At 68.1% G+C, this 21,729-nt stretch carries 24 protein-coding genes; 21 read left to right on the top strand and 3 right to left on the bottom strand.

What is annotated here, in order from left to right; all coding sequences use genetic code 11:
• Positions 1 to 20 precede the first annotated feature (20 nt).
• Entirely contained in the window at positions 21 to 1,220 is a 1,200-nt protein-coding gene (gene nhaA / locus ABIE19_RS16505; protein WP_354090333.1) for a Na+/H+ antiporter NhaA, read from the bottom strand.
• A gap of 225 nt (positions 1,221 to 1,445) precedes the next feature.
• On the opposite strand from nhaA, the gene ABIE19_RS16500 reads away from it, so the two are divergent.
• The 13 genes from ABIE19_RS16500 (at position 1,446) to ABIE19_RS16440 (ending at position 13,725) form a co-directional block, all read left to right on the top strand.
• Positions 1,446 to 2,918 carry a protein adenylyltransferase SelO family protein gene (locus ABIE19_RS16500; protein WP_354090332.1) on the top strand — a complete coding sequence of 491 codons (1,473 nt, stop codon included), beginning with the start codon at positions 1,446 to 1,448 and terminating at the stop codon, positions 2,916 to 2,918.
• A 238-nt stretch (positions 2,919 to 3,156) separates the two neighbouring features.
• Entirely contained in the window at positions 3,157 to 3,567 is a 411-nt protein-coding gene (locus tag ABIE19_RS16495) for a DoxX family protein (protein WP_354090331.1), read from the top strand.
• 169 nt (positions 3,568 to 3,736) lie between these two features.
• Complete coding sequence (locus tag ABIE19_RS16490) at positions 3,737 to 4,222, top strand: MerR family transcriptional regulator (protein WP_354090330.1); 486 nt, start codon at positions 3,737 to 3,739, stop codon at positions 4,220 to 4,222.
• Between the two features lie 2 nt (positions 4,223 to 4,224).
• A complete protein-coding gene (locus tag ABIE19_RS16485; protein ID WP_354090329.1) occupies positions 4,225 to 6,006 on the top strand; it encodes an acyl-CoA dehydrogenase C-terminal domain-containing protein in 1,782 nt (593 codons plus the stop codon).
• Positions 6,007 to 6,116: 110 nt separating this feature from the next.
• Positions 6,117 to 7,280 carry an acyl-CoA dehydrogenase family protein gene (locus ABIE19_RS16480; RefSeq protein WP_354090328.1) on the top strand — a complete coding sequence of 388 codons (1,164 nt, stop codon included), beginning with the start codon at positions 6,117 to 6,119 and terminating at the stop codon, positions 7,278 to 7,280.
• Positions 7,281 to 7,297: 17 nt separating this feature from the next.
• A complete protein-coding gene (locus ABIE19_RS16475) occupies positions 7,298 to 7,627 on the top strand; it encodes a hypothetical protein (protein WP_354090327.1) in 330 nt (109 codons plus the stop codon).
• A 28-nt stretch (positions 7,628 to 7,655) separates the two neighbouring features.
• Entirely contained in the window at positions 7,656 to 7,931 is a 276-nt protein-coding gene (locus tag ABIE19_RS16470) for a type II toxin-antitoxin system Phd/YefM family antitoxin (protein WP_354090326.1), read from the top strand.
• Positions 7,928 to 8,182, top strand: a complete 255-nt coding sequence (locus tag ABIE19_RS16465; RefSeq protein ID WP_354090324.1) for a Txe/YoeB family addiction module toxin — start codon at positions 7,928 to 7,930, stop codon at positions 8,180 to 8,182. Before ABIE19_RS16470 ends, ABIE19_RS16465 begins: the two co-directional genes overlap by 4 nt.
• Before the next feature lie 4 nt (positions 8,183 to 8,186).
• A complete protein-coding gene (locus ABIE19_RS16460) occupies positions 8,187 to 8,906 on the top strand; it encodes a 16S rRNA (uracil(1498)-N(3))-methyltransferase (RefSeq protein ID WP_354090323.1) in 720 nt (239 codons plus the stop codon).
• A 68-nt stretch (positions 8,907 to 8,974) separates the two neighbouring features.
• Positions 8,975 to 10,336 (top strand): glutamate--cysteine ligase, encoded by a 1,362-nt coding sequence (locus ABIE19_RS16455; RefSeq protein ID WP_354090321.1) that lies wholly within the window; start codon positions 8,975 to 8,977, stop codon positions 10,334 to 10,336.
• A gap of 334 nt (positions 10,337 to 10,670) precedes the next feature.
• Entirely contained in the window at positions 10,671 to 12,263 is a 1,593-nt protein-coding gene (locus ABIE19_RS16450) for a PAS domain-containing hybrid sensor histidine kinase/response regulator (RefSeq protein WP_354090318.1), read from the top strand.
• A 33-nt stretch (positions 12,264 to 12,296) separates the two neighbouring features.
• Positions 12,297 to 12,902, top strand: a complete 606-nt coding sequence (locus tag ABIE19_RS16445) for a hypothetical protein (protein ID WP_354090316.1) — start codon at positions 12,297 to 12,299, stop codon at positions 12,900 to 12,902.
• A gap of 70 nt (positions 12,903 to 12,972) precedes the next feature.
• On the top strand, positions 12,973 to 13,725 hold the full coding sequence (locus tag ABIE19_RS16440; RefSeq protein WP_354090315.1) for a DUF72 domain-containing protein: 753 nt from the start codon (positions 12,973 to 12,975) through the stop codon (positions 13,723 to 13,725).
• An 18-nt stretch (positions 13,726 to 13,743) separates the two neighbouring features.
• Here the strand turns inward: ABIE19_RS16440 and ABIE19_RS16435 are convergent, their stop codons facing one another.
• On the bottom strand, positions 13,744 to 14,151 hold the full coding sequence (locus ABIE19_RS16435; RefSeq protein ID WP_354090314.1) for a cupin domain-containing protein: 408 nt from the start codon (positions 14,149 to 14,151) through the stop codon (positions 13,744 to 13,746).
• A gap of 80 nt (positions 14,152 to 14,231) precedes the next feature.
• Here ABIE19_RS16435 and ABIE19_RS16430 point away from each other — a divergent pair, with 80 nt between their 5' ends.
• From ABIE19_RS16430 to ABIE19_RS16410, 5 genes are all read left to right on the top strand, one after another.
• The gene (locus ABIE19_RS16430; RefSeq protein ID WP_354090313.1) at positions 14,232 to 15,302 is read left to right on the top strand and encodes an NAD(P)-dependent alcohol dehydrogenase; all 1,071 of its coding nucleotides are present in this window, start codon (positions 14,232 to 14,234) and stop codon (positions 15,300 to 15,302) included.
• Between the two features lie 99 nt (positions 15,303 to 15,401).
• Positions 15,402 to 16,127, top strand: coding sequence for an acetoacetyl-CoA reductase (gene phbB, locus ABIE19_RS16425; protein WP_354090312.1), 726 nt, complete (start codon positions 15,402 to 15,404; stop codon positions 16,125 to 16,127).
• A 48-nt stretch (positions 16,128 to 16,175) separates the two neighbouring features.
• Complete coding sequence (locus ABIE19_RS16420; RefSeq protein ID WP_354090311.1) at positions 16,176 to 17,006, top strand: DUF4908 domain-containing protein; 831 nt, start codon at positions 16,176 to 16,178, stop codon at positions 17,004 to 17,006.
• Between the two features lie 122 nt (positions 17,007 to 17,128).
• A complete protein-coding gene (locus ABIE19_RS16415; protein WP_354090310.1) occupies positions 17,129 to 18,802 on the top strand; it encodes a serine hydrolase in 1,674 nt (557 codons plus the stop codon).
• 109 nt (positions 18,803 to 18,911) lie between these two features.
• Positions 18,912 to 19,226, top strand: a complete 315-nt coding sequence (locus ABIE19_RS16410) for a YdeI/OmpD-associated family protein (RefSeq protein ID WP_354090309.1) — start codon at positions 18,912 to 18,914, stop codon at positions 19,224 to 19,226.
• Here ABIE19_RS16410 and gloB read toward each other — a convergent pair.
• A complete protein-coding gene (gloB, locus tag ABIE19_RS16405; RefSeq protein WP_354090308.1) occupies positions 19,223 to 19,951 on the bottom strand; it encodes a hydroxyacylglutathione hydrolase in 729 nt (242 codons plus the stop codon). The genes ABIE19_RS16410 and gloB overlap by 4 nt on opposite strands.
• 131 nt (positions 19,952 to 20,082) lie before the next feature.
• Between gloB and ABIE19_RS16400 the strand changes: the two genes are divergently transcribed.
• Genes ABIE19_RS16400 through ABIE19_RS16390 form a run of 3 tightly spaced genes read left to right on the top strand, consistent with a single transcriptional unit; the run spans position 20,083 to position 21,729 of the window.
• A complete protein-coding gene (locus ABIE19_RS16400) occupies positions 20,083 to 20,874 on the top strand; it encodes a class I SAM-dependent methyltransferase (protein ID WP_354090307.1) in 792 nt (263 codons plus the stop codon).
• Between the two features lie 10 nt (positions 20,875 to 20,884).
• The gene (locus tag ABIE19_RS16395; RefSeq protein ID WP_354090306.1) at positions 20,885 to 21,382 is read left to right on the top strand and encodes a SixA phosphatase family protein; all 498 of its coding nucleotides are present in this window, start codon (positions 20,885 to 20,887) and stop codon (positions 21,380 to 21,382) included.
• Positions 21,379 to 21,729: a DUF952 domain-containing protein gene (locus ABIE19_RS16390; RefSeq protein ID WP_354090305.1), complete on the top strand. Its 351-nt coding sequence runs from the start codon at positions 21,379 to 21,381 to the stop codon at positions 21,727 to 21,729. Before ABIE19_RS16395 ends, ABIE19_RS16390 begins: the two co-directional genes overlap by 4 nt.

Here is a 21,729-nt window from a genome sequence, read left to right as displayed (position 1 = left end):
ACAGCGTTTACTCTAAGATTTCATTCAGAAGCCGCGCGGTCTTCCCGCGCCGTACGACGCCCCGCCAACTTCAGAATCACGGCCGCCGCCAGGGCCGACAGCAGGGAGCCGCCGATGACGCCCAGCTTGACCTCGATCTGCTGCGGCGAATCCGCCGCTCCAGGGAAGGCCAGGGCGCCGATGAACAGGCTCATGGTGAAGCCGACGCCGCACAACAGACTGACGCCGTAGACCTGCAGCCAGTTCGCGCCCGTCGGCTTGGCGCCGATCCTCATCCGCGCCGCCAGCCAGGCCACGCCGAAAACGCCGATCTGCTTGCCCACGAACAGGCCCAGGGCGACCCCGATCACCAGGGGCGCGAGCGCCTGGTCCAGCGACAGGCCCGCGAAGGAGACGCCCGCCTTGGCGAAGGCGAACAGGGGCAGGACCAGGAAGGCCACATAGGGGTGCAGGTCGTGCATGGCGTCGCGCAGCGGGCTCTGCCCCGTCTCGCGGCGCGGATTCACCGGCACCACCATGGCGAAGGCGACCGCCGTCAGCGAGGTGGACAGCCCGGACTGGATCGTCAGCCACCAGACCGCGCCGAAGCCCAGCACCCAGAAGGGCGCGGCCAGACGACGTCGCCCGGCCACGGCCATGAGGACCAGGACGCCCACGACCCACAGAAGAGGAAGCCAGGCCACGCCCTGACTGAACAGGACCGCGATCAGGGCGATGGCCCCCAGGTCGTCGACGATGGCCAGGGTCAGCAGGAAGACCCGCAGCGAGGTCGGCAGGCCCCGCCCCACCGCCGCGAAGACGGCCAGGGCGAAGGCGATGTCCGTGGCCAGCGGAACCGGCCACCCCTCGTGCGGCCCGCCCAGCGCCCCGGCGACCGCCAGATAGACCAGGCCCGGCGCGACCATTCCGCCCACGGCCGCCAGTATGGGGGTGGCCAGCTTCTTGGGGTCGCTGAGTTCGCCCTTCAGAATCTCGTATTTGATCTCCAGACCGACCACGAGGAAGAAGACCGCCATCAGGCCTTCCTTGATCCAGTCCGAGATCGTCTCCTCCAGCCGCAGGGGGCCGAGCTGAAGCACGTGGACGCTCTTCAACCAGGCGAAATAGTCGGCGGACAGGGGAGAGTTGGCGACGATCAGGGCCGCCAGGGCGGCGAGGCCCAGAACGGCGCCGGAACCAGCTTCGGTCTTAAGGAAGGCAAGCGTCAGTTTTTTGGCCACGGCGGTCTCCGAAGATCAACAAGGACTGTCGTGGCGTCAGGTTATCGACGGACGCCGGACCGTATTCGCACGTCGGACGACGGCGCGGCCTGGCCCCGACGGCGGCTGCGCGCGACGGGACCTGATCTCTGCCGGTGAAAATACCCAGGCGGTCCGAAGGTTCAACCCCGCGCCGGCCATCCTCTTGCAGTTGCGAAAGCCGGCGCGAACGCGCATCTGCCCGCCATGCCCGTCTCCTCCGCCTACCGCCCCGATCCGCGCTTCTTCGACCTCGGCCCCGAATTCGGCGATCCGGTCCAGGCGGCGGACTTTCCCATGACCGTGCTGCGCCTGCGCAACGACCGGGCCGCCGCCGGGGTCGGGCTGGAGACCCTGACGGACGCGGAATGGCTGGAGCATTTCGGCTGCTTCCGCCCCCTGCCCGGCCAACCCGGACCGATCGCCATGCGTTATCACGGCCACCAGTTCCGCGTTTACAACCCCGACATCGGCGACGGGCGCGGCTTCCTCGCGGCCCAACTTCGGGAAGTCCCTCAAGCGGCCCCTCTCCGCGAGGGAGGCGTCAGGGGAACCGCCTCCCCCCGCCTTCTCGACCTGGGAACCAAGGGCTCGGGTCAGACGCCCTGGTCGCGCCACGCGGACGGCCGTCTGACGCTGAAGGGCGGGGTGCGCGAAGCCCTGGCCGCCGCCATGCTGGAAAGCCTGGACGTTCCCACCTGCCGCATCCTGTCGCTGATCGAGACCGGCGAGGATCTGGAACGGCACGACGAACCCTCCCCCACCCGCTCCGCCGTCATGGTGCGCCTGTCGCACAGCCATGTGCGCTTCGGGACCTTCCAGCGCGCCGCCTACTTCAGCCGCACCGACCAGATCGAGACCCTGATCGAGCATGCCCGCAGCCTCTATCATCCGCAGGTCGCGCCCGGCGACGCGGTCGGCTTCATGTCCGCGGTGGTCCAGGCCTCGGCCCGCTTGACCGCGAAGTGGATCGCGGCGGGCTTCGTCCACGGCGTGCTGAACACCGACAACCTGAACGTGACGGGCGAGAGCTTCGACTACGGCCCCTGGCGCTTCCTGCCCCATTACGAGCCCGGCTTCACCGCCGCCTATTTCGATCACCAGGGTCTCTACGCCTTCGCGCGCCAGCCCGAGGCCGTCTTCTGGAACCTGACCCAGCTGGCGGGCTGCCTGAAACCGGTCGTGGGCGAAGCGGGGGGAGAGGCGGGCGTCGCCGCCCTGACCGAGGCGCTGAACGGCTTCGGCCCCGCCTATATCCGCGAACTGCGCGCCGCCTTCCTGGCTCGCCTGGGCGTCAAGAGTCTGGGCGAGGCGGCCGACCAACGCCTGCTGGACTGCACCCTGGCCCTCGCGCGCGAACAGAAGGAAGCCCTGCGCTGGGAGCCGATCTTCTTCGACTGGTTCGGCGGTTTCAGCTCGGCCGCCCGCGCCCTGGGCGGACCCCGCCGCAAATCCTATCAGGGCGAAACCTTCGACGCCTTCCGCTTCGCCCTGATGGAGCATGAGCCCGACCGCCCCGAGCGGCTGGAGCACCCCATGTTCGCCGCCGCCGAGCCGGAGGAGATGCTGATCGACGAGGTCGAATCCCTCTGGTCCGCCATCGACCGCGACGACGACTGGGGACCGCTCAAGGACAAGCTGGCGCGGTTGGAGGCGGCCGGCCAGGCCTGGGATTTCTGACAAGCGAACACGCCGCTCGCCTCTAAGTCATCAATTGATGTCATCGACCGTTGACACTCCGTTACAACGGGCCTAACTCATCATCCGAACCGGAGACGGGGCGATGGGGATGCGTCTGTTCGCCCCTCCCTCCCCTCCGGTTCAGCCCGCCCCGTTTCACACATTGTTACACCGCCTTGACCGTCGGCTCGCCGTATCTGATCTAGGTACTGTTACTAATTAATCCCGGTTTCCGGCCATGACCTCGACCACCTTGACGCCCAGCGCCCGCGCAAAAGCAGACTACCTGAACCTGACCCTTTGGACCTTCCAGGGTTGGATCGCCATGTTCTTCATCGCCGCCGGCTACGCCAAGCTGACGGAATCCATGGAGAACCTGACGGTGCTCATGCACTGGCCGGCCATGGCTTCGACCGCCTTCGTGCGCGGCCTGGGCGTGATCGAGATTCTTCTGGCCCTCATGGTTCTGGCGCCCCTGGTCTCGTGGCGCGTCGGCCGTCCCCTGCTGCTGATCGCAAGCTTCCTGCTTCTGGGGATGCAGGCGATCATGCTGGGCGTGCACGCCCTTGATCTGGACGTCGGCCTGGCCCTGACCAACCTCTTCCTGATCGCGATCACCGCCCCGGTCTTCTGGTTCCGGCGCGACTGACCACAGCGCATCAAAACGCCCTCCCCGATCCCCTTGAGGCGCCGCCGGACTTCCGGTCGGCGCCTTTTTCTTGCACCCTCGGAACCGACTAAACGCCCCTACATCACAAGTTTTCGAGGCGCGTCGCGAAAAGCTTCCCTTTACGTGCGCGTCAAGTTATGAAGGTCGCATGGCGACCGCTGACGATCACCGCACCTATTCCATCCGGCACCTGTGCCGTGAATTCGGCGCGACCGCGCGCGCCCTGCGCTTCTATGAGGACAAGGGCCTTCTGACCCCTGCCCGCAAGGGGCAGACGCGGGTCTACGGACCGCGCGACCGCGCCCGCCTGAAGCTGATCATGCGCGGCCGGCGCATCGGCTTCACCCTTCAGGAGATCCAGGAGATGCTGGACCTCTATGACAAGAAAGAACACAACGTCCATCAGATGGCCATCGCCCTGCCACGCCACCGCGCCCGCGTCGCGGCGCTGAAGCAGCAGCTCGAGGACATCGTGGGCGCCATCGAAACCGCCGAGGAAGCCTGCGCCTGGATGGAATCCAAGCTGGGCGAGCACCGGCCCGACCTTCTGCCGGGCGCGGAGGAATACGCCAGCCTGCTGAGCGAACGCCTCAACCCCGACAACCACTTCCAGCCCTTCAAAGCGAGAGCCTGATCATGGCCTACAAGGCGCCTGTTCGCGACCTGACCTTCGTCCTGCACGACGTGCTGGAGGTCGAGCGCTACGCCAACCACTTCGCCGATTCCGACCTGTCGCGCGACCTGATCGACCAGATCATCGAGGAAGGCGGCAAGTTCGCCGAGGAAGTCATCGCCCCGATCAACCGTCCGGGCGATCAGGAAGGCTGCCGTATCGAAGGCGACGTGGTCACGACGCCCAAGGGCTGGAAGGAAGCCTATCACCAGATGGTCGAGGCTGGCTGGACCAGCCTGGCCTTCGGCACGGAATACGGCGGCCAGGGCCTGCCCTCCATCGTCTCGATGGCCGTGGGTCAATTCACGGCGGCGGCCTCGGCGGCCTTCTCCATGTATCCGGGCCTGACGGGCGGCGCCTATCACGGCATCGAGGCCTCGGCCTCGGACGCGCTGAAGCAGAAGTATCTGCCGAAGATGGCGACCGGCGAGTGGACCGGCACCATGAACCTGACCGAGCCGCAATGCGGCACCGACCTGGGCATGGTCCGCACCAAGGCCACGCCCAACGGCGATGGATCTTACTCGATCACCGGCCAGAAGATCTGGATCTCGGCGGGCGAGCACGACTTCGCCGACAACATCATCCACACCGTGCTGGCCCGCGTCGAAGGCGCGGTCCCGGGCATCAAGGGCCTGTCGCTCTTCGTGGTGCCCAAGTTCCTGGTGAACGAAGACGGCTCCATCGGCGAGCGCAACGGCGTGGCCTGCGCCGGCCTGGAACACAAGATGGGCATCCACGGCAACGCCACCTGCGTCATGGCCTATGAGAACGCCAAGGGCTGGCTGATCGGCGAAGAAGGCCGCGGCATGAACAACATGTTCGTGGTCATGAACGAGGCCCGCCTCGGCACCGGCCTGCAGGGTCTGGCCATCGGCGACGCCGCCTATCAGGCCGCCGTCGAGTTCGCCAACGACCGCCTGCAGGGCCGCGCCCTGACCGGCGCCAAGAACCCGGACGGCCCGGCCGACCCCATCATGGTCCACCCCGACGTCCGCCGCATGCTGCTGGAGTCGAAAGCCTTCGTGGAAGGCGGCCGCGCCTTCATCCTGTGGACCGCGCTTCAGGCCGACCTGCAGAAGTCCTCGGACGAGGCCACGGCGACCAAGGCCAAGGACTACATGGGCCTGATCACGCCGGTCCTGAAAGCCTATCTGACCGACAAGGGCTTCCACGTCGCCTCCCTGGCCATGCAGGTCCACGGCGGCTCGGGCTACACCGAACACTTCCCCGCCTCGCAGTATCTGCGCGATGCCCGCATCACCATGATCTATGAGGGCACCAACGGCATCCAGGCGCTCGACCTGGTGGGCCGCAAGCTGCCGTCGAACGGCGGCCGCGCCATCATGAGCTGGTTCGCCGACATCGACGCCTTCGTGGGCGAGAATGGCGACGACGAAGCGATCAAGCCCTTCGTCGAAGGCCTGGCCGACACCAAGAAGAAGCTGCAGGAGGCCACCATGTGGCTGATGCAGAACGGCATGGCCAACCCGGACAACGCCGCCGCCGCCTCGACCGACTACCTGCACATCTTCGGCCTGACGGCCCTGGCCTATATGTGGGCCCAGATGGCCAAGTCGGCCCAAGCGAAAATCGCCGCCGGCGACGCCGACCCCTATTACGTCACCAAGCTGCAGACCGGCCGGTACTTCGTCGAGCGCATCCTGCCCGACGCCGCCGCCCACCTGGTCAAGCTGAAGACCGGCGCCGAGGTGCTGATGCAGATGCCGGCGGAAGCGTTCTGATCCGCCGCTGATCACAGGGCCTCTCTCGCCGACGCGAGGGAGGCCCTTTCTCTATCGACCACGCTGAGACGACCGCCAGAGTCCGACCGCGCCGCGCAGGAAACGTCACGATGAACGTGCTCAACACCCCCGACCCCGACTTCATGCAGGAAGAGGAGATCGTCCTCTTCTCCGACAGTGTCGGCAAATGGATCGACGAGCACGCCCCGCCCGAGAAGATGGCGGAATGGATCGCCGCCTCCAGCGTGCCGCGCGGCCTGTGGAACACGGCGGGCGAGGCCGGCCTGCTGGGCCTGTCCCTGCCGGAGGAGGACGGCGGCTTCGGCGGCGACTATCGCCACGAGGTGGTGCTGATGCGCCAGTTGGGCTGGAAGGGCGCGGACCACTTCGGCATCTCGCTGCACAACGCCATCGTCATGCCCTACATCTGGCACTACGGCACGGCCGAGCAGAAGGCGCGCTGGCTGCCGCGCCTGGCGTCGGGCGAACTGGTCGGCGCCATCGCCATGACCGAGCCGGGCGCCGGCTCCGACCTGCAGGGGGTCAAGACCACCGCCGTCAGACAGGGCGACCACTATGTCCTGAACGGCTCCAAGACCTTCATCACCAACGGCCAGCTGGCCAACTTCATCATCGTCGTCGCCAAGACCGACCCCGCCGAAGGCGCCAAGGGCACCAGCCTGATCGCCCTTGAAACGGACGGAGCGGAAGGCTTCGAGCGCGGCCGCAACCTGCACAAGATCGGCATGGAGGCCAACGACACCTCCGAGCTCTTCTTCAACGATGTGAAAGTGCCGCTGGAAAACGCCATCGGCGGAACCGAGGGCCAGGGCTTCGTCCAGTTGATGCAGCAACTGCCGCAGGAACGCCTGAACATCGCCGTCCAGGGCGTGGCCGCCGCCGAGCGGGGCCTGGAGGCGACGCTGGACTACGTCAAGCAGCGCAAGGCCTTCGGCAAGCGTGTGATCGACTTCCAGAACACCCAGTTCAAGCTGGCCGAGGTCAAGACCAAGCTGACGGTCGCCAAGGTCTTCGTCGACCACTGCATCGGCCTGCACCTCAAGGGGCAGCTGGACGCCGCCACCGCCTCCATGGCCAAGTACTGGGTGACCGACATCCAGGGCGAGACCATCGACGAGATGCTGCAGCTCTTCGGCGGCTACGGCTACATGACCGAATATCCGATCGCCCAGCTCTACAAGGACGCCCGCGTCCAGCGCATCTACGGCGGCACGAACGAGATCATGAAGCTGCTGATCGCACGAACCCTCTGAGGCCCGTCCAACGACGCATGGCCATCATCGAAAAGAGCCCGCTGGAAAAGCTGCGCGCCTGGGCGTCGCGGCTGCTGACGATCCGGCTTCCGGCGGTCTCTCCCTTCGCCGGAAAGGCCCGGAACGTGGTCTGGCGACAGGACGAAAGGGTCGGAGCCGAATGGACCGAGGTCGTTCGCCGCCCCGACGGCCTCTACGCCTTCATCCTCTGGCGGCGCCAGCAACTGACCGCGCCCAAGATCGGCAGCTGGGAGGCTGAACTCGTCCTGCACGAATCCGGCCTCTACGCCTCCCAGGACGAGGCCGTGACCGCCGCCCTGACCCATCTGGCGCAGAGGAAGGCCTGAGGTTCGCGATTTGCAAGAAAGTACGCAATTGAGTACATTTCATACCATGAAGGTCATCTCCGTCTCCGAACTGCGCAAGAACCTCGCGGCCGCCATCGACCGCGTCGCGGCGGATCACGACCCCGCCATCATCACCCGCGAAGGCGGCAAGCCGGCCGCCGTGTTGATGTCGCTGGAGGACTTCGCTTCCTGGCAAGAGACGGAATACCTGTTGCGCAGCCCGGCGAACCGAGAAGCGCTTCGCGCTTCTATTGCAGAGCTTGAAGCCGGCGGCGGTCAGGTTCGCGAACTGATCGAGGAATGAACCTCCTCTTCACCGCCCGCGCCTGGTCGCAGTATCTTGAGTGGCAGGAAACCGACCGGAAAACGCTGAAAAAGCTGAATGGGCTCATCAAGGAATGCCAGCGCACGCCTTTCACCGGTTCAGGCAAGCCGGAGCCCCTCAAGGGCGAGCTCTCCGGCTGGTGGTCCCGACGGATCGACCAGCAGCACCGACTGGTCTATCGCGCCACGCAAACCAGCCTGGAAATCATCCAGTGCCGCTACCACTACTGAGCCGATGATCCGTTTACACGTCCAGGGCGGCCTCGCCGCCGGCGCCCCCGTCGCCCCCACCCTCGACCAGTCCCGCTATCTGACCCAGGTCATGCGGCTGAAGGCCGGGGACGAGCTCCTGGTCTTCAACGGCCGCGACGGCGAATGGCGCGCCGTGGTCGCCGAGGTGCTGAAGAAGGGCGTCGTCCTGCGCGCCGAGGAACAGGTCCGGCCGCAGACCCACGGCCCCGACCTGGAGCTGATCGTCGCCGTGGTGAAGAAGGCCCGGATCGAGACCATCGTCGAAAAGGCGACCGAACTGGGCGCCGCTCGCGTGCGCCTGGTCCTGACCCATAGGACCAACGCCGACCGCCTCCGCCTGGACCGGCTGGACGCCATCGCCGAAGAGGCCGCCGAACAGACCGGACGCCTGGACGTGCCCCTGGTCGATGATCCAGTGAAGCTGGACGCCCTGTTGAGCGGCTGGGACGCCTCGCGCCGCCTGATGTTCTGCGACGAGACAGGCGGCGCCCCGGCGATCAAGGCCCTGACGGCCGTGGGCCAGGGTCCCTGGGCCATCCTGATCGGCCCCGAGGGCGGTTTCTCGCCCGAGGAAGGCGAGCGCCTGCGCGCCCTGCCCTTCGCCACGGCCGTGTCCCTGGGCCCACGCATCCTGCGCGCCGACACCGCCGCCATCGCGGCCATGGGCCTGTGGCAGGCTGCGGTCGGCGACTGGGAAAGATAGAAGTTGCACAGGCCCTCTTGAGCGAGGCCGTATCCTCGCCCATCTAGCCGCGACAGCAGGGGTTACAGATGACCGACACGGCGCCGCTTTCCAGAGAGCAACTGATTCACGCCATGTCCAAGGGCGAGAAGCCCAAGGACCAATGGCGGATCGGCGCCGAGCACGAGAAATTCGGCTTCGACAAGTCGACTCTGCGCCGCCCCGCCTATGAGGGCGAAAACGGCATCCTGGCCATGCTGACCGGACTGCAGCGCTTCGGCTGGTCCCCGGTCGAGGAAGCCGGCCACGTCATCGCCCTGGAGCGCAGGAACGCCGAGGGCTTCACCGCCTCCATCAGCCTGGAGCCCGGCGGCCAGTTCGAGCTGTCCGGCGCCCCGCTGAAGGACATCCACGATATCTGTTCCGAGACCGGCCAGCACCTGATGGAGGTCAAGCAGGTGGCGGACCAGTTGAACCTGGGCTTCCTGGGTCTGGGCTTCGATCCGATGTGGCGGCGCGAGGACATCCCCGTCATGCCCAAGGGCCGCTACGCCATCATGCGCGCCTACATGCCCAAGAAGGGCTCGCTCGGCCTCGACATGATGCTGCGGACCTGCACCATCCAGGCCAATCTCGACTTCGACAGCGAAGCCGACATGGTCATGAAGTTCCGCACGTCGCTGGCCCTTCAGCCCATCGCCACCGCCCTGTTCGCCAACAGCCCCTTCACCGAGGACCGGCCCAACGGCTTCCTGTCGGCCCGCGCCAACGTCTGGACCGACACCGACCCGGACCGCACCGGCATGCTGGACTTCGTCTTCCAGGACGGTTTCGGCTACGAGCGCTACGCCGACTACGCCCTGGACACCCCCATGTATTTCGCCAAGCGCGGCGAGACCTATGTCGACCTGTCGGGCCAATCGTTCCGCACGTTCATGACCGAGGGCCTGGACGCCCTGCCGGGCGAGCGCGCCACGGCCAAGGACTGGGCCGACCACCTGACCACCCTCTTCCCCGAAGTCCGCCTGAAACAGTACCTGGAGATGCGCGGCGCCGACGGCGGTCCGTGGAGCCGCATCTGCGGCCTGCCCGCCCTGTGGGCCGGCGTCCTCTACGACGCCCCCTCTCTCGCCGCCGCCTGGGACCTGTGCAAGGACTGGGACATCGCCGACCACGAACGCCTGCGCCGCGACGTGACCCGCCTGGGCCTGAAGGCCGAGGTGGCGGGCCGCAGCGTCCGCGACATCGCCGTCGACCTGGTCGCCATCGCCAAGCAGGGCCTGAAGAACCGCGCCCGCTTCAGCGGCGGCATGGTGGACGAGCGCGGCTACCTGTCGGAACTGGAAGACATCGCCGACAGCGGCCTCACCCCCGCCGAGCGCCTGCTGGACCTCTACAACGGCGAATGGAAGGGCGACCTGAGCCGCGTCTACCGCGACTTCGCCTACTAGGATTGCGCGGCCGCAGGGCCTTCGTCCCGCATAATCCGGCGCGCCAATCCCAATGAATCCTTGGGATTGGCGGCGTCAGGCGCCGTTTCGCCAGCCTGGGTCGTCGGACATGCCAGACTGCGGCCATGACCTTCGCCCTGTCTCGCCCCCTGCCGCATCCCGACGACGACCCGCCCCGTCGAACACCCTGGCGAACGCGCAATTGTGCACGATTGCACTATGTTTTCTGAGTGCACATTTCCGCCTCCCGTCCCGGACGCGCCCCTAGTCCCGCGCAAAGGCGATCTTAACGGGTCCGCCCTATGTCGGAGATCAGTAGGCCGAGGATCTCCGCATGACGCTTCATCCCCCGATCTCTGCGTCCCTGACGGTCGCAGACGCGGATGAGGCCGACCTGGCCACCTTCTTCGGCGTTTCCCTCGATCTTCTGGTCATCCGCGAACTGGACGGCCGCATCGTCCGGGCCAGCGCCTCCTGGGCCACGACCCTGGGCTATAGTCCGGAGGATCTGGAGGGGCGGCTGATCCTGTCCCTGGTCCATCCCGACGACCTGCCGGCCACCCACCACAGCGTCCAGGAGGTGGAGAACCGTCGTCCCGGCGATCCGGTCCTGGGCCACGTCAACCGCTACCGACACAAGGACGGCCGCTTCGTCACCCTGGAATGGCGCGCCCAGCGCTATCGCGACCGCATCTACGCCGTCGCCCGCGACGTGACCGAGAAGATGGCCGCCGAACAGGCCCTGATCGAGGCCAAGCTGGCCGCCGAGGCCGCCAACCGCGCCAAGTCCGAATTCCTCGCCAATATGAGCCATGAGGTCCGCACGCCTCTGAACGGGGTGATCGGGGTGGTGGACGCCCTGTCCCGAACCGCCCTGACGCCGGACCAGGCCGAGATGGTCGAGTTGATCGGCGCCTCGGGCGTGACGCTGGAACGCCTGGTCTCCGACCTGCTGGACGTGTCCCGCATCGAAGCCGGAAAGCTGCGGCTGGAGCCGCGCCCCTTCGACCTGGACGAAGCCCTGTCCGCCCCGCTCGAGGCCCAGCGCCGCCTGGCCCGGGACAAGGGGCTGTCCTTCATCGTCGAGCGCGCGCCCGAGGCTTCCGGCGCCTTCATCGGCGACCCGGTGCGGATCGGCCAGATCCTGTCCAACCTGCTCTCCAACGCGGTCAAGTTCACCGGCCGGGGACAGGTCGCGGTCCGCTTCAAGATCAGCGAGGCCGCCTGTGCCCCGACCCTTCTGTCCTTCGAGGTCCAGGACACCGGCGTGGGCTTCGGCCCCGATCAGGCCGCCCGTCTGTTCGAGCGCTTCAGCCAGGCCGACGCCACCATCGCCCGCCGCTTCGGCGGCACGGGCCTGGGCCTGTCGATCTGCCGCTCCCTGACCCAGATGATGGGCGGCCGGATCGAGGCCCGCTCCACCCCGGGCGAGGGCAGCCTGTTCCAGGTCGAACTGCCCCTGCCGCGCGCCGCCTCCGCAGCCGAGACGGCGGAACAGACGCCGCCCCTCCTGCCCGCCCCCTCCCTGCGCGTCCTGCTGGCCGAGGATCATCCGGTCAACCAGCGGCTGGTCCAGTTGATCCTGGCCGATCACGTCGCCGAACTGACCGTGGTGGACGACGGCGCCCAGGCGGTCGCGGCCTTCCAGGACGGCCGCTTCGACGTGGTGGTCATGGACATGCAGATGCCCGGCGTCGACGGCCTGTCGGCCACGCGCGCCATCCGCGCCTTCGAGGCCGCACGCCCCGGCCTTCGCCGCACCCCCGTCCTGATGCTCAGCGCCAACGCCATGGACGAACACCGGGCCGAGGCGCGGGCCGCCGGCGCCGACCTGCACCTGGCCAAGCCCGTCACCGCCGCCGCCCTCCTGTCCGCCCTGGCCGCCGTCGCGGCGGAAACGGATGACGCCGCCGTCGACCGGCCCTAGACTGCACGCCGTAAAAGGCGACCGGGGGGCCGTGTGAGCGCGTTCGAATTCTTCTTCAGCTTCTACGGCCTGGTCCTGGGCCTGTCCGTAGCGGTCCTGGCCACGGGCGCCGCGCGAGCCTTCAAGCACCGCAAGACGATCCCGATCGGCTGGAAGACCCCCCTCCTGGCCGCCTTCGCCGCCCTGGACGTCGCCACCTTCTGGGACGCCGCCTGGACCAATTTCAGCACCGCCCCCTACAGCTACGGCCTGCTGATCGCAGGCCTGATGGTCGCCACCATCTACTTCATCGCCGCCAGCCTGATCTTCCCCGAGCCGGACGACGCGGTACAGGATCTGGACGCCCACTTCTGGGCCAACAAGCGGGCGGTCATGCTGCTGCTGATCCTGGCCAACCTGCTGATGCTGGCGGGCGCGGTTTGGGTGAACATGGCCAAGGGCGGCGGCATGCAGGTGGCGGTCAGCTACGCGGTCAACCTGGCCATCTATCTGGTCCTGATCCTGCCCGCGGCCCTGACGCGCAGGGCCTGGCTCTTCGCCCTCGCCATGGGGCTGCACATCCTTCTCTACCTCTATCTGGCCGGTCTCAGCATCGCCAACCCCGCCGCCATGGCCGCCGCTTCGGTCGGCGGCTCCTGACCCTGTTCGGCGGTTGCCCGCGCCCCGGCTCCGGGTGCATGAAGGAACCCGTATTCAGGGAGGTCAGGCCATGACAGGCTCCATCCACATCGGCGTCGGCGGCTGGACCTTCGAGCCGTGGCGCGGCGTCTTCTATCCCGAGGGCCTGACCCAGAAGCGCGAGCTGGAGTTCGCCAGCCGCGCCCTGACCTCCATCGAGATCAACGGCACCTACTACTCCACCTTCAAGCCCGACAGCTGGATGAAGTGGCGCGACGAAACCCCGGACGGCTTCGTCTTCGCCGTCAAGGCCAGCCGCTTCTGCACCAACCGCAAGGTGCTGTCGGAAGGCGGCGAGAGCTTCGACCGCTTCCTGTCCCAGGGCCTGACCCTGCTGGGCGACAAGCTGGGCCCGATCAACTGGCAGTTCATGGGCACCAAGAAGTTCGACGCCGAGGACTTCGAGGGCTTCCTGAAGCTGCTGCCCCGGGAGAAGGACGGGGTCCGCCTGCGTCACGCCCTGGAGGTGCGCAATCCCAGCTTCGCGACCGAGCAATTCCATGACCTGGCCCGCAAGTACGGCGCGGCCGTCGTCTACGCCGTGGACGACGAGGAGCCGACCTGGCCCCGCATCGACGAGGCGACGGCAGACTTCAGATACGCCCGCCTGATGTCCAGCCGCGAGGACGAGCCCACGGGCATGACCGCCGACGAACTGGACGCCGTGGCGAACCAGGCCCGCGCATGGGCCGAAGGCGGCGACGTCTTCGCCTACTTCATCTCGGGGGCCAAGGTCCGGAACCCGGCGGCGGCCGTCGCCCTGATCGAACGGCTGAAGACCTAGGGCGAGGTCGCCCGCGCCCTAGCCGCTGTTCTCGGCGAACCACTTCACGATGGCGGGCATGTCGCGCTCGAACCCGCCGGGGACATAGAGGTTCAGCAGGCCCGCGCGCCAGTCGGTGCGGTTGGCGAAGTCGTGGGTCACGCCGCGCGGCGCCCGGATGAAGGCGCCGACGCCCGCGTCGATCCAGTCGTCGCCGACGCGGAAGCTCATGACCCCTTCGATCACGTAGAAGAGGTCGTCGTGATCGGGATGGCTGTGCGGTCCCGGCCCCTCCGTGTGCGGCTCCAGGAACCACTCCGAGACGGAATAGTCCGACCCGGTTTCCGCCTCGTCCGCCTTGAACACGGCCCGCATGGAACCCATGCTGTAGGAACGCCCTTCCCCAGGGGCCAGCACGATCGGCTTCAGTCGTGCGTCGTCCGTCATATCCCGTCTCCCTGCGCGCCCGCAGCTTGCGGCGGACGTGAAGGGGGCGCAACCGAAACCCCGCAGTTCAGGATTCCGCCATGCCGATCGCCGCCCGCGCCTTCGCCGCCGTCGCCGCAGACCAGCCGCTGGGCCCCTACAGCTTCGACCGCCGCGATCCCGGTCCCGACGACGTGGCCATCGCCGTCAAATATTGCGGCGTCTGCCACTCGGACCTGCATGTGGCGCACAACGACCTGGGCGGAACCCGCTATCCCGTCGTGCCCGGCCACGAGATCGCCGGGGTGGTCACGGCCGTCGGCGCCAATGTCACGCGCTTCAAGGAGGGCGACCGGGTCGGCGTCGGCTGCATGGTCGACAGTTGCCGCACCTGTTCCGCCTGCCGCGAAGGCCTGGAGCAGTACTGTGTCCCCGGCATGACCCAGACCTACGGCTCCCCCGACCCCAAGGGCGCCGAGGTCGGACAGACCATCACCCAGGGCGGCTATTCCGACCGGATCACGGTGGACCAGAACTATGTCCTGTCCATTCCCGACAGCCTGCCGCTCGACGCCGCCGCCCCCCTGCTGTGCGCGGGCGTGACCACCTACAGCCCCCTGCGTCACTGGAAGGTGGGACCGGGCTCCAAGGTCGCCGTCGTCGGCCTGGGCGGCCTGGGCCACATGGCGGTCAAGCTGGCCGCCGCCATGAGGGCGGAAGTCACCGTCCTGTCGACCTCGGACCGCAAGAAGGCCGACGCCGAACGCATGGGCGCCCGCCACTTCCTGATCAACTCCGACAAGGCGGCGATGAAGGCGGCGGCCGAAAAGTTCGACCTGATCATCAACACCGTCTCGGCCACGCATGAGATCGCCGGTCACCTGAACCTGCTGGCCCGCGACGGGACCATGGTCATGCTGGGCCTGACCACCGAGGGCCTGCCGGTCTTCGCCATGCCCCTGCTGTGGCGTCGCCGCAGCGTGGCCGGCAGCCTGATCGGCGGCATCCGCGAGACCCAGGAGATGCTCGATTTCTGCGCCGAACACGGGATCGTGTGCGACATCGAAACCATAGCTCCGCACCAGATAAACGAAGCCTACGCCCGGATGGAGAAGTCCGACGTGCGCTATCGTTTCGTCATCGACATGGCCCGGATGGACGAAGCCGCCTGACGGCGTCTTCACCGTCGCCCTCGGAGCAGCTAAAGCTGAGTCCGAGGGGAGGCGACGACCAGCCCGGCGTCGCCTGAAAAAGGGACAGGAAACGCACACATGACGAGAACCGCTCTGGTCACCGGGGGCACCCGGGGCATCGGCAAGGCCATCGTGCAAAGGCTGAAGGAAGACGGCATGCAGGTCGCCGCCGGCTATTCCGGCAACACAGAGGCGGCGGAGGCCACCGCGCGCGAACTGGGCGTCATGGTGGTCAAGGGCAACGTCGGCTCCTTCGAGGACTGCGAGCGCGCGGTGCGGGAAGTCGAGGCCCAGTTCGGCCCCATCGACGTCCTGGTGAACAACGCCGGCATCACCCGCGACGGCTTCTTCCACAAGATGAACCATGACCAGTGGTCGGACGTGATCCGCGTCAACATGGACAGCGTCTTCAACATGACGCGCCAGGTGATCAACGGCATGCGCGACCGCGGCTTCGGCCGGATCGTCAACATCTCCTCGATCAACGGCCAGAAGGGTCAGATCGGCCAGGCCAACTATTCCGCCGCCAAGGCCGGCATGATCGGCTTCACCAAGGCCCTGGCCCTGGAGAACGCGCGCAAGGGCGTGACCGTCAACTGCATCGCCCCTGGCTACATCGACACCGAGATGGTCGGCGCCATGGACCAGAAGGTTCTGGACTCCATCATCGCCCAGATCCCGGTCGGAAGGCTCGGTAAAGGCGAGGAAATCGCCGACATGGTGTCCTGGCTGGCCGGCGAGCGTGCCGGATATGTCACAGGCTGCACCCTGTCGCTGAACGGCGGGCAGTACCTGGTTGGCTAACCGCGTTTCGCCCAAAATCCGCCGTTCGGGCGTATCACCACGTCTTTCATGATGGCAGCGGTCGAGGTCCAGGCGGAGAATCCGCCGTTCTTCGCCGTCGCGGCGCCCCGCGCCGCGACGGTCGCGGGCGTGCGCCTCGACCTGCTCCTGCTGTTGATGCTGGCCGTCGGCTGTCTCTCGGCCGGTCCGGCGGCGGCCCAGCTTCGCTCCAACGCCCAGGCCGAGCAGAGCCGGGTCATCCGCGACCAGTCGGTCACGCGCACCATCCCCCCGCCGGCGCGCTATGTGTCCGAGGCGGGCCAGGGCTTCGTCCTGGACCGCGACGGCTCCCTGACCCTGCTGCGCTTCGACCGCTCGACCGAGACCTGGGCCCTGCGCCCCTCGGCGGCGCCGCGCGGCGACACCATCTATCGCAACGACGCGGGCGAGCAGGTCCTGCGCGTCACGCCCAGCGGCGGCATCACCGTCTACACCACGCGCAACCCCGGCGGATCGCCCGTCTCCGTGGCCGGTCCCGCTGTCAGCCTGGAGCCGCCGACCCTCGGCCCGGTCCAGATGTTCAACCTGATGACCCGGCGCAGCGGCCTGGTCAGCGACGCCATGGGACGCCTGGTCCGCATCAATGTCTTCGGCGAGGAATCCGAGGCCCTGTGCATCGAGGCCCTGGTCGTCACCACCGACGCCGTGGTCCGCATCGCCCGCTCGCCCAGCGCCCGCCCCTTCCTGGATCGCCTGCGCAGCATCACCATCGTCGAGGGCTCCCGCGCCCAGGTAACCTATGCGGGCGGCGACCTTCGCGTCGTCGTCGACCCCCGCCGCGGCATCGCCGGCCGCCCCTCCTCCGCCCGCGTCATCCGCGCGGTGATCCCCGAGGACTGACGCGCGGGTCGGAAAGCGGCCAAAGCCACGGTCGTTCACCGATAGAAGGCCCCACTTCGCCGATGCATCCTTGGCGGCCCTATGACGCAGTTCTAGGGCCTCAGGCGATCGTCGAGGTTTCCATGCGCCCAATCATCGCCGCTGCCGCCCTTTCCTGCCTTCTTGCCGGCGCTGGCTACGCCCCGCCGGCCCAAGCCCAGCCGACCCCGCTCGATCTGGACGCGGCCCTGTCCTTCATCGACCCCGCCGGGCCCGGCTGCGTCGCGGGCGTGGCCCTTTCCGGCAAGCCAGCGACGATCATCGCCAGGGGCCAGGCCGAGTTGGAACACGCTGCGCCTCTGACGCCGGAGAGCATTCTCGAGACCGGTTCGCTGGCCAAGCAGTTCACCGCCGCCGCCGTGGTCCTGCTGGCCCAGGACGGAAAGCTGAGCCTCGACGACGACATTCGCCGCTACCTGCCCGAGACGCCGGATTACGGGACGCCGATCACGATTCGGCATCTGTTGAATCACACGAGCGGCCTGCGGGAACAGTGGAGCCTTCTGGCGCTGACAGGCAACGGCCCCGGCCAGCAGGTGCACGCCAACGCCATGATCCTGGACCTGATCTCGCGGCAAAAGAGCCTCAACTTCACGCCGGGCGCCGAGTTCCTCTACACCAACACCAACTACGTCCTGGCGGCGATCATCGTCGAGCGGGTCAGCGGCGACAGCCTGCAGGCCTTCACCAGCCGGCGCCTGTTCAAGCCGCTGGGGATGGATCACACCCTCTGGCGCGAGGATTTCCGCAGGGTGACGCCAGGACGCGCCGACGCCTATGCGCCGACTGAGACGGGCTTCGTCGCCAACATGCCCTTCACCAATGTCTATGGAAACGGCGGCCTCCTGACGACGGTCGGCGACCTGCTGCGCTGGAACGCCTTCCTGGACAGGCCGTCGGTTCTGCCGGACGGGGAGGCGCTGGCGACAGCCCTGCAGACCGTCGGCCAGCTGAGCAACGGCGCGCCCCTGGGATACGGCCTGGGCCTGGAGGTCGTCGACGACCATGGACGCCGCCTGGTGTCGCACAGCGGTTCGACGGCCGGCTACAAGACCTGGCTGGGGCGCTATCCGGACCAGGGCGTCTCGGTCGCCTTGATGTGCAACAACGGCGGGATCGACCCGACGGCGATGGGTGAAGGGATCGCCCGGCAGGCCCTTCTGGCGCTCGGCCGCGCTCCCGCCGCCGAAGCCCCCGTTCCGGCCCTAACAGCCGCGGCGACGGTCCGGACGCCACAATCCGAGCTGCTCGCCTATGAAGGCCTGTTTCGCGATCCGGTGAGAGGCGATCTGGTCCGATTGGCGGCGGTCGACGGCCGACTGACCATGACGCGGGGCGGATCACAGACGCTGACCCCGCTGGACAAGGACCGCTTCCAAGCGGCCGACGGGGGCCTCGTCGGCTTCACCCGCAGGACCGACGGCGAGGTTGGGTTCAACCTGACGCGGGGCGGGGTCGTTCAGACCTTCGTCGCCGTACGGCCTCCCGCCGTCGATACGGCGCTGGCCGACTATGTCGGAACCTATTTCAGCCCCGAACTCGACACCTCGATCACGGTCGCGCTTCAGGACGGCGTCCTGGTCATGCATCAGCGGTTCGCGGTGGAGTGGCCGCTGGCCCCCAGCTTCGCCGACGCCTTCACCACCCGTCTTCGCGGCGTCACCACCTTCGTCTTCGCGCGCGACGCCGAAGGCAGGGTCACGGGCTTCGGCGCCTGGGCGGGCGGGGCGCGAAACATCGTCTTCGTCAGGCGATGAGCTTGAGAGCCGTCCTTACCCATCCCTCTGTTCGCGTTCGGAATGGACATTCGCCCTTCTCGCGAACAAGCTCCGGATGCGGCATGCGGCTGCGCGTCGAGGAGGCTTCATGACGAACGATTTCCCACACGGCGTGGTCCATGAGGCGGGCGAGGACCTGCAAACCGCCCTGCTGGCGTCGCCGGAGGTCTATGCGCTCTGGAAGGGACTGACCCCGCTCGGCCGTAACGAGTTCATATGCTGGGTGGAGGACGCCAAGCAGGCGAAGACACGCGAACGCCGGATCGAGCGCGCCGTCGAGGAGTTGCTGGAAGGCAAGAAGCGCCCCTGCTGCTGGGTCGGCTGCATCCATCGCACCGACAAGGCGCCCAGCCGCTGGCAGCAGGCCGTCCTGATCGACGGCAAGGCGAAGAGCGGCGCCTAGCCCCTGAACCCGTCCTTGGCCGCGCGTCTGTCAGCGAAGTCGGCGGCGTCGGCGGCGCGCAGGAAGGGGTTGAAGCGGCGCTCGACCGCCACGGTGGTCGGAACCGTCGGCTCGCCCCGTTCGCGGGCGGCGAAGATCGCCTCGGCGTGGGCCTGCATCTCGGGCCGGTCGTCCAGGCTGAGGGCGAAGCGCGCGTTCGACGCTGTATATTCGTGGGCGCAGTAGAGCGTGGTCGTTTCCGGCCAGGCGGCGATGCGGTTCAGGCTGTCCCACATCTGCTCCGGCGAGCCTTCAAACAGGCGCCCGCAGCCCAGGGCGAAGATGACGTCCCCGACGAAGGCCAGGTCGTTCTCGACCGACCGAAACACCAGATGGCCCAGGGTATGGCCGGGCGACAGCACCGCCTCGAAAACGGTTTCGCCCAGGCGCACCGTCTCGCCGTCCGCCACGGCGCGGTCCAGGGGCGCGGCGCGGCGCACCTCCTCCGGTCCGACGATCTCGCAGCCGGTCTCGGCCTTCAGCCTTTCGTTGCCGCCGGTGTGATCCGGGTGCCAGTGGGTGTTCAGGATCATGTCCAGCCGCCCCCAGCCCGAGGCCTGCAGATCGGCCAGGATCGCCTCGGCGTCCGGCGTGTCCACGGCGGCGACCCTGCCGGTCGCCTCGTCGCGGATCAGGAAGCCGTAGTTGTCGGACAGGCAGGAAAACTGGCGAACGGTCAGGGTCATGGAGACATCCTAGCAGCCGAGCCCGTCCGGGGACTATAGTGGGGAACCGTCCGAAACCCGCCCGGGCGACGGCGATCGTTCGTCGCCCCCGCGGAGCGATGAGCGTAGCGACTAGAGCCTGAGTGAGAGACATGCGGCGCAGCATCGAGGATCTTCGCGCCTTCTACGGCGAACCGACCGGCGCCCTGGTGCGGCGCGTGCTGGCGCGGCGGCTGGACGACGCCTGGGGCGAGGCCGAGGGTTGCGACGTCCTGGGCCTAGGCTACGCCACGCCCTGGCTGGACGGCTTCGTCGGGGCGCGCCGGGTGATCGCCGCCATGCCCGGCGGCCAGGGCGCAGAGGCCTGGGCCGCCGCGGGGCGCAACCGCACCGTCCTGGTCGACGACCGTCGCCTGCCCTTCATCGCCGGAAGCTTCGACCGCATCCTGCTGGTCCACGCCCTGGAAGAGGCGGACGATCCCCGCGCCCTGCTGACCGAGGCCGTGCGGGCCATGGCGCCCGCCGGGCGGATCATCCTGGCCACGGCGGCGCGCGGCGGTCTGTGGGCGCGAGCGGAGGCCACGCCCTTCGGCCACGGCCGGCCCTTCACCCGCAGGCAGTTGGAACGGCTGGTGCGCGAGGTCGGGCTGGAGCCCTCGGCCTGGTCCCAGGCCCTCTATGTCCCGCCGTGGCGTCCGCTGCTGCCCATGGCCGAGGGGATCGAACAGGTCGGCCGTCATGTCTTTCCGGGCGCCGCCGGCCTGATCATGCTGGAGGCCACACGTCAGGCCTATGCCCGGGTGCGGCCGACCGGCCTGGGCCAGGCCGTCCTGGGCGCCCGCCCCTCGCTGACCCCGTCGCCCGCTTCGCGCGACCATGCGCCGCCCGCCCCCGCGACCCAAAGACGGCTTGGTCCTATGGCCGTCGAACGCAAACGGTCTTAAGGCCATGGCCATGCAAAGACTGATCCTCATGCGTCACGCCCAGGCCGAGAAATCAGCCCCCGGCGGCGACATCGACCGCGCCCTGTCGGAGCGAGGTCGCGCGGACGCCCTGGCCATGGGCCGCCTGCTGGCCGCGCGCGGCCTGCGGCCCGACATGGCCCTGGTCTCGGCCTCCCGGCGCACCCGCCAGACCTGGGACGCGGTCAGCGAATCCTTCGGCGACGTGGACCTGCGGATCGAGGACGGCCTCTACAACGCCTCCTCCGACACCCTGCGCCGCGCGGTCGAGGGCGCGGAAGAAGAGGCCGGCTGTCTGCTGGTCCTGGCCCACAACCCCGGCGTCCATCAACTGGCGGTCGAATACCTGATCGAAAGCGCCGCCTCGCCCGGCGTGCTGGACAAGATGAGCGGCGGCTTCCCCACCGCCGCGGCGGCCGTCTTCACCGTCGATGTCGCGGGCCGCCCTTCCTACGAAGGCTGGCTGACCCCGGCGGACGCCGAGGCATGACCGTCCTGCCGACGACGGCCTACAAGATCCTCGGCCGCGCGGACTGGCGCGCGACCCTGGCCGAGGGCGCCTATGACGGATCGGCCGTGGACCTGGCCGACGGCTATATCCACCTGTCCGCCGCCGACCAGTTGGAAGGCACCGCCGCCAAGCACTATGCGGGCCAGTCCGACCTGATGCTGATCGAGGTGGACCTGACGGCCCTGGGCGAGGCCCTGGTCTGGGAGCCGTCGCGCGGCGGCGCCCTCTTCCCCCACATCTACGGCCCCCTGCCCGTCGCGGCGACGCGGGGCGCTCGCTCACTGTCGGTGACGCCCGACGGCCGCATGATCCTCGACGAGGCCTGA

Origin of the sequence: Brevundimonas faecalis (assembly GCF_040549405.1) — a bacterium.
GTDB lineage: Bacteria > Pseudomonadota > Alphaproteobacteria > Caulobacterales > Caulobacteraceae > Brevundimonas > Brevundimonas faecalis.
This window is presented reverse-complemented; position numbering and strand designations above follow the sequence as displayed.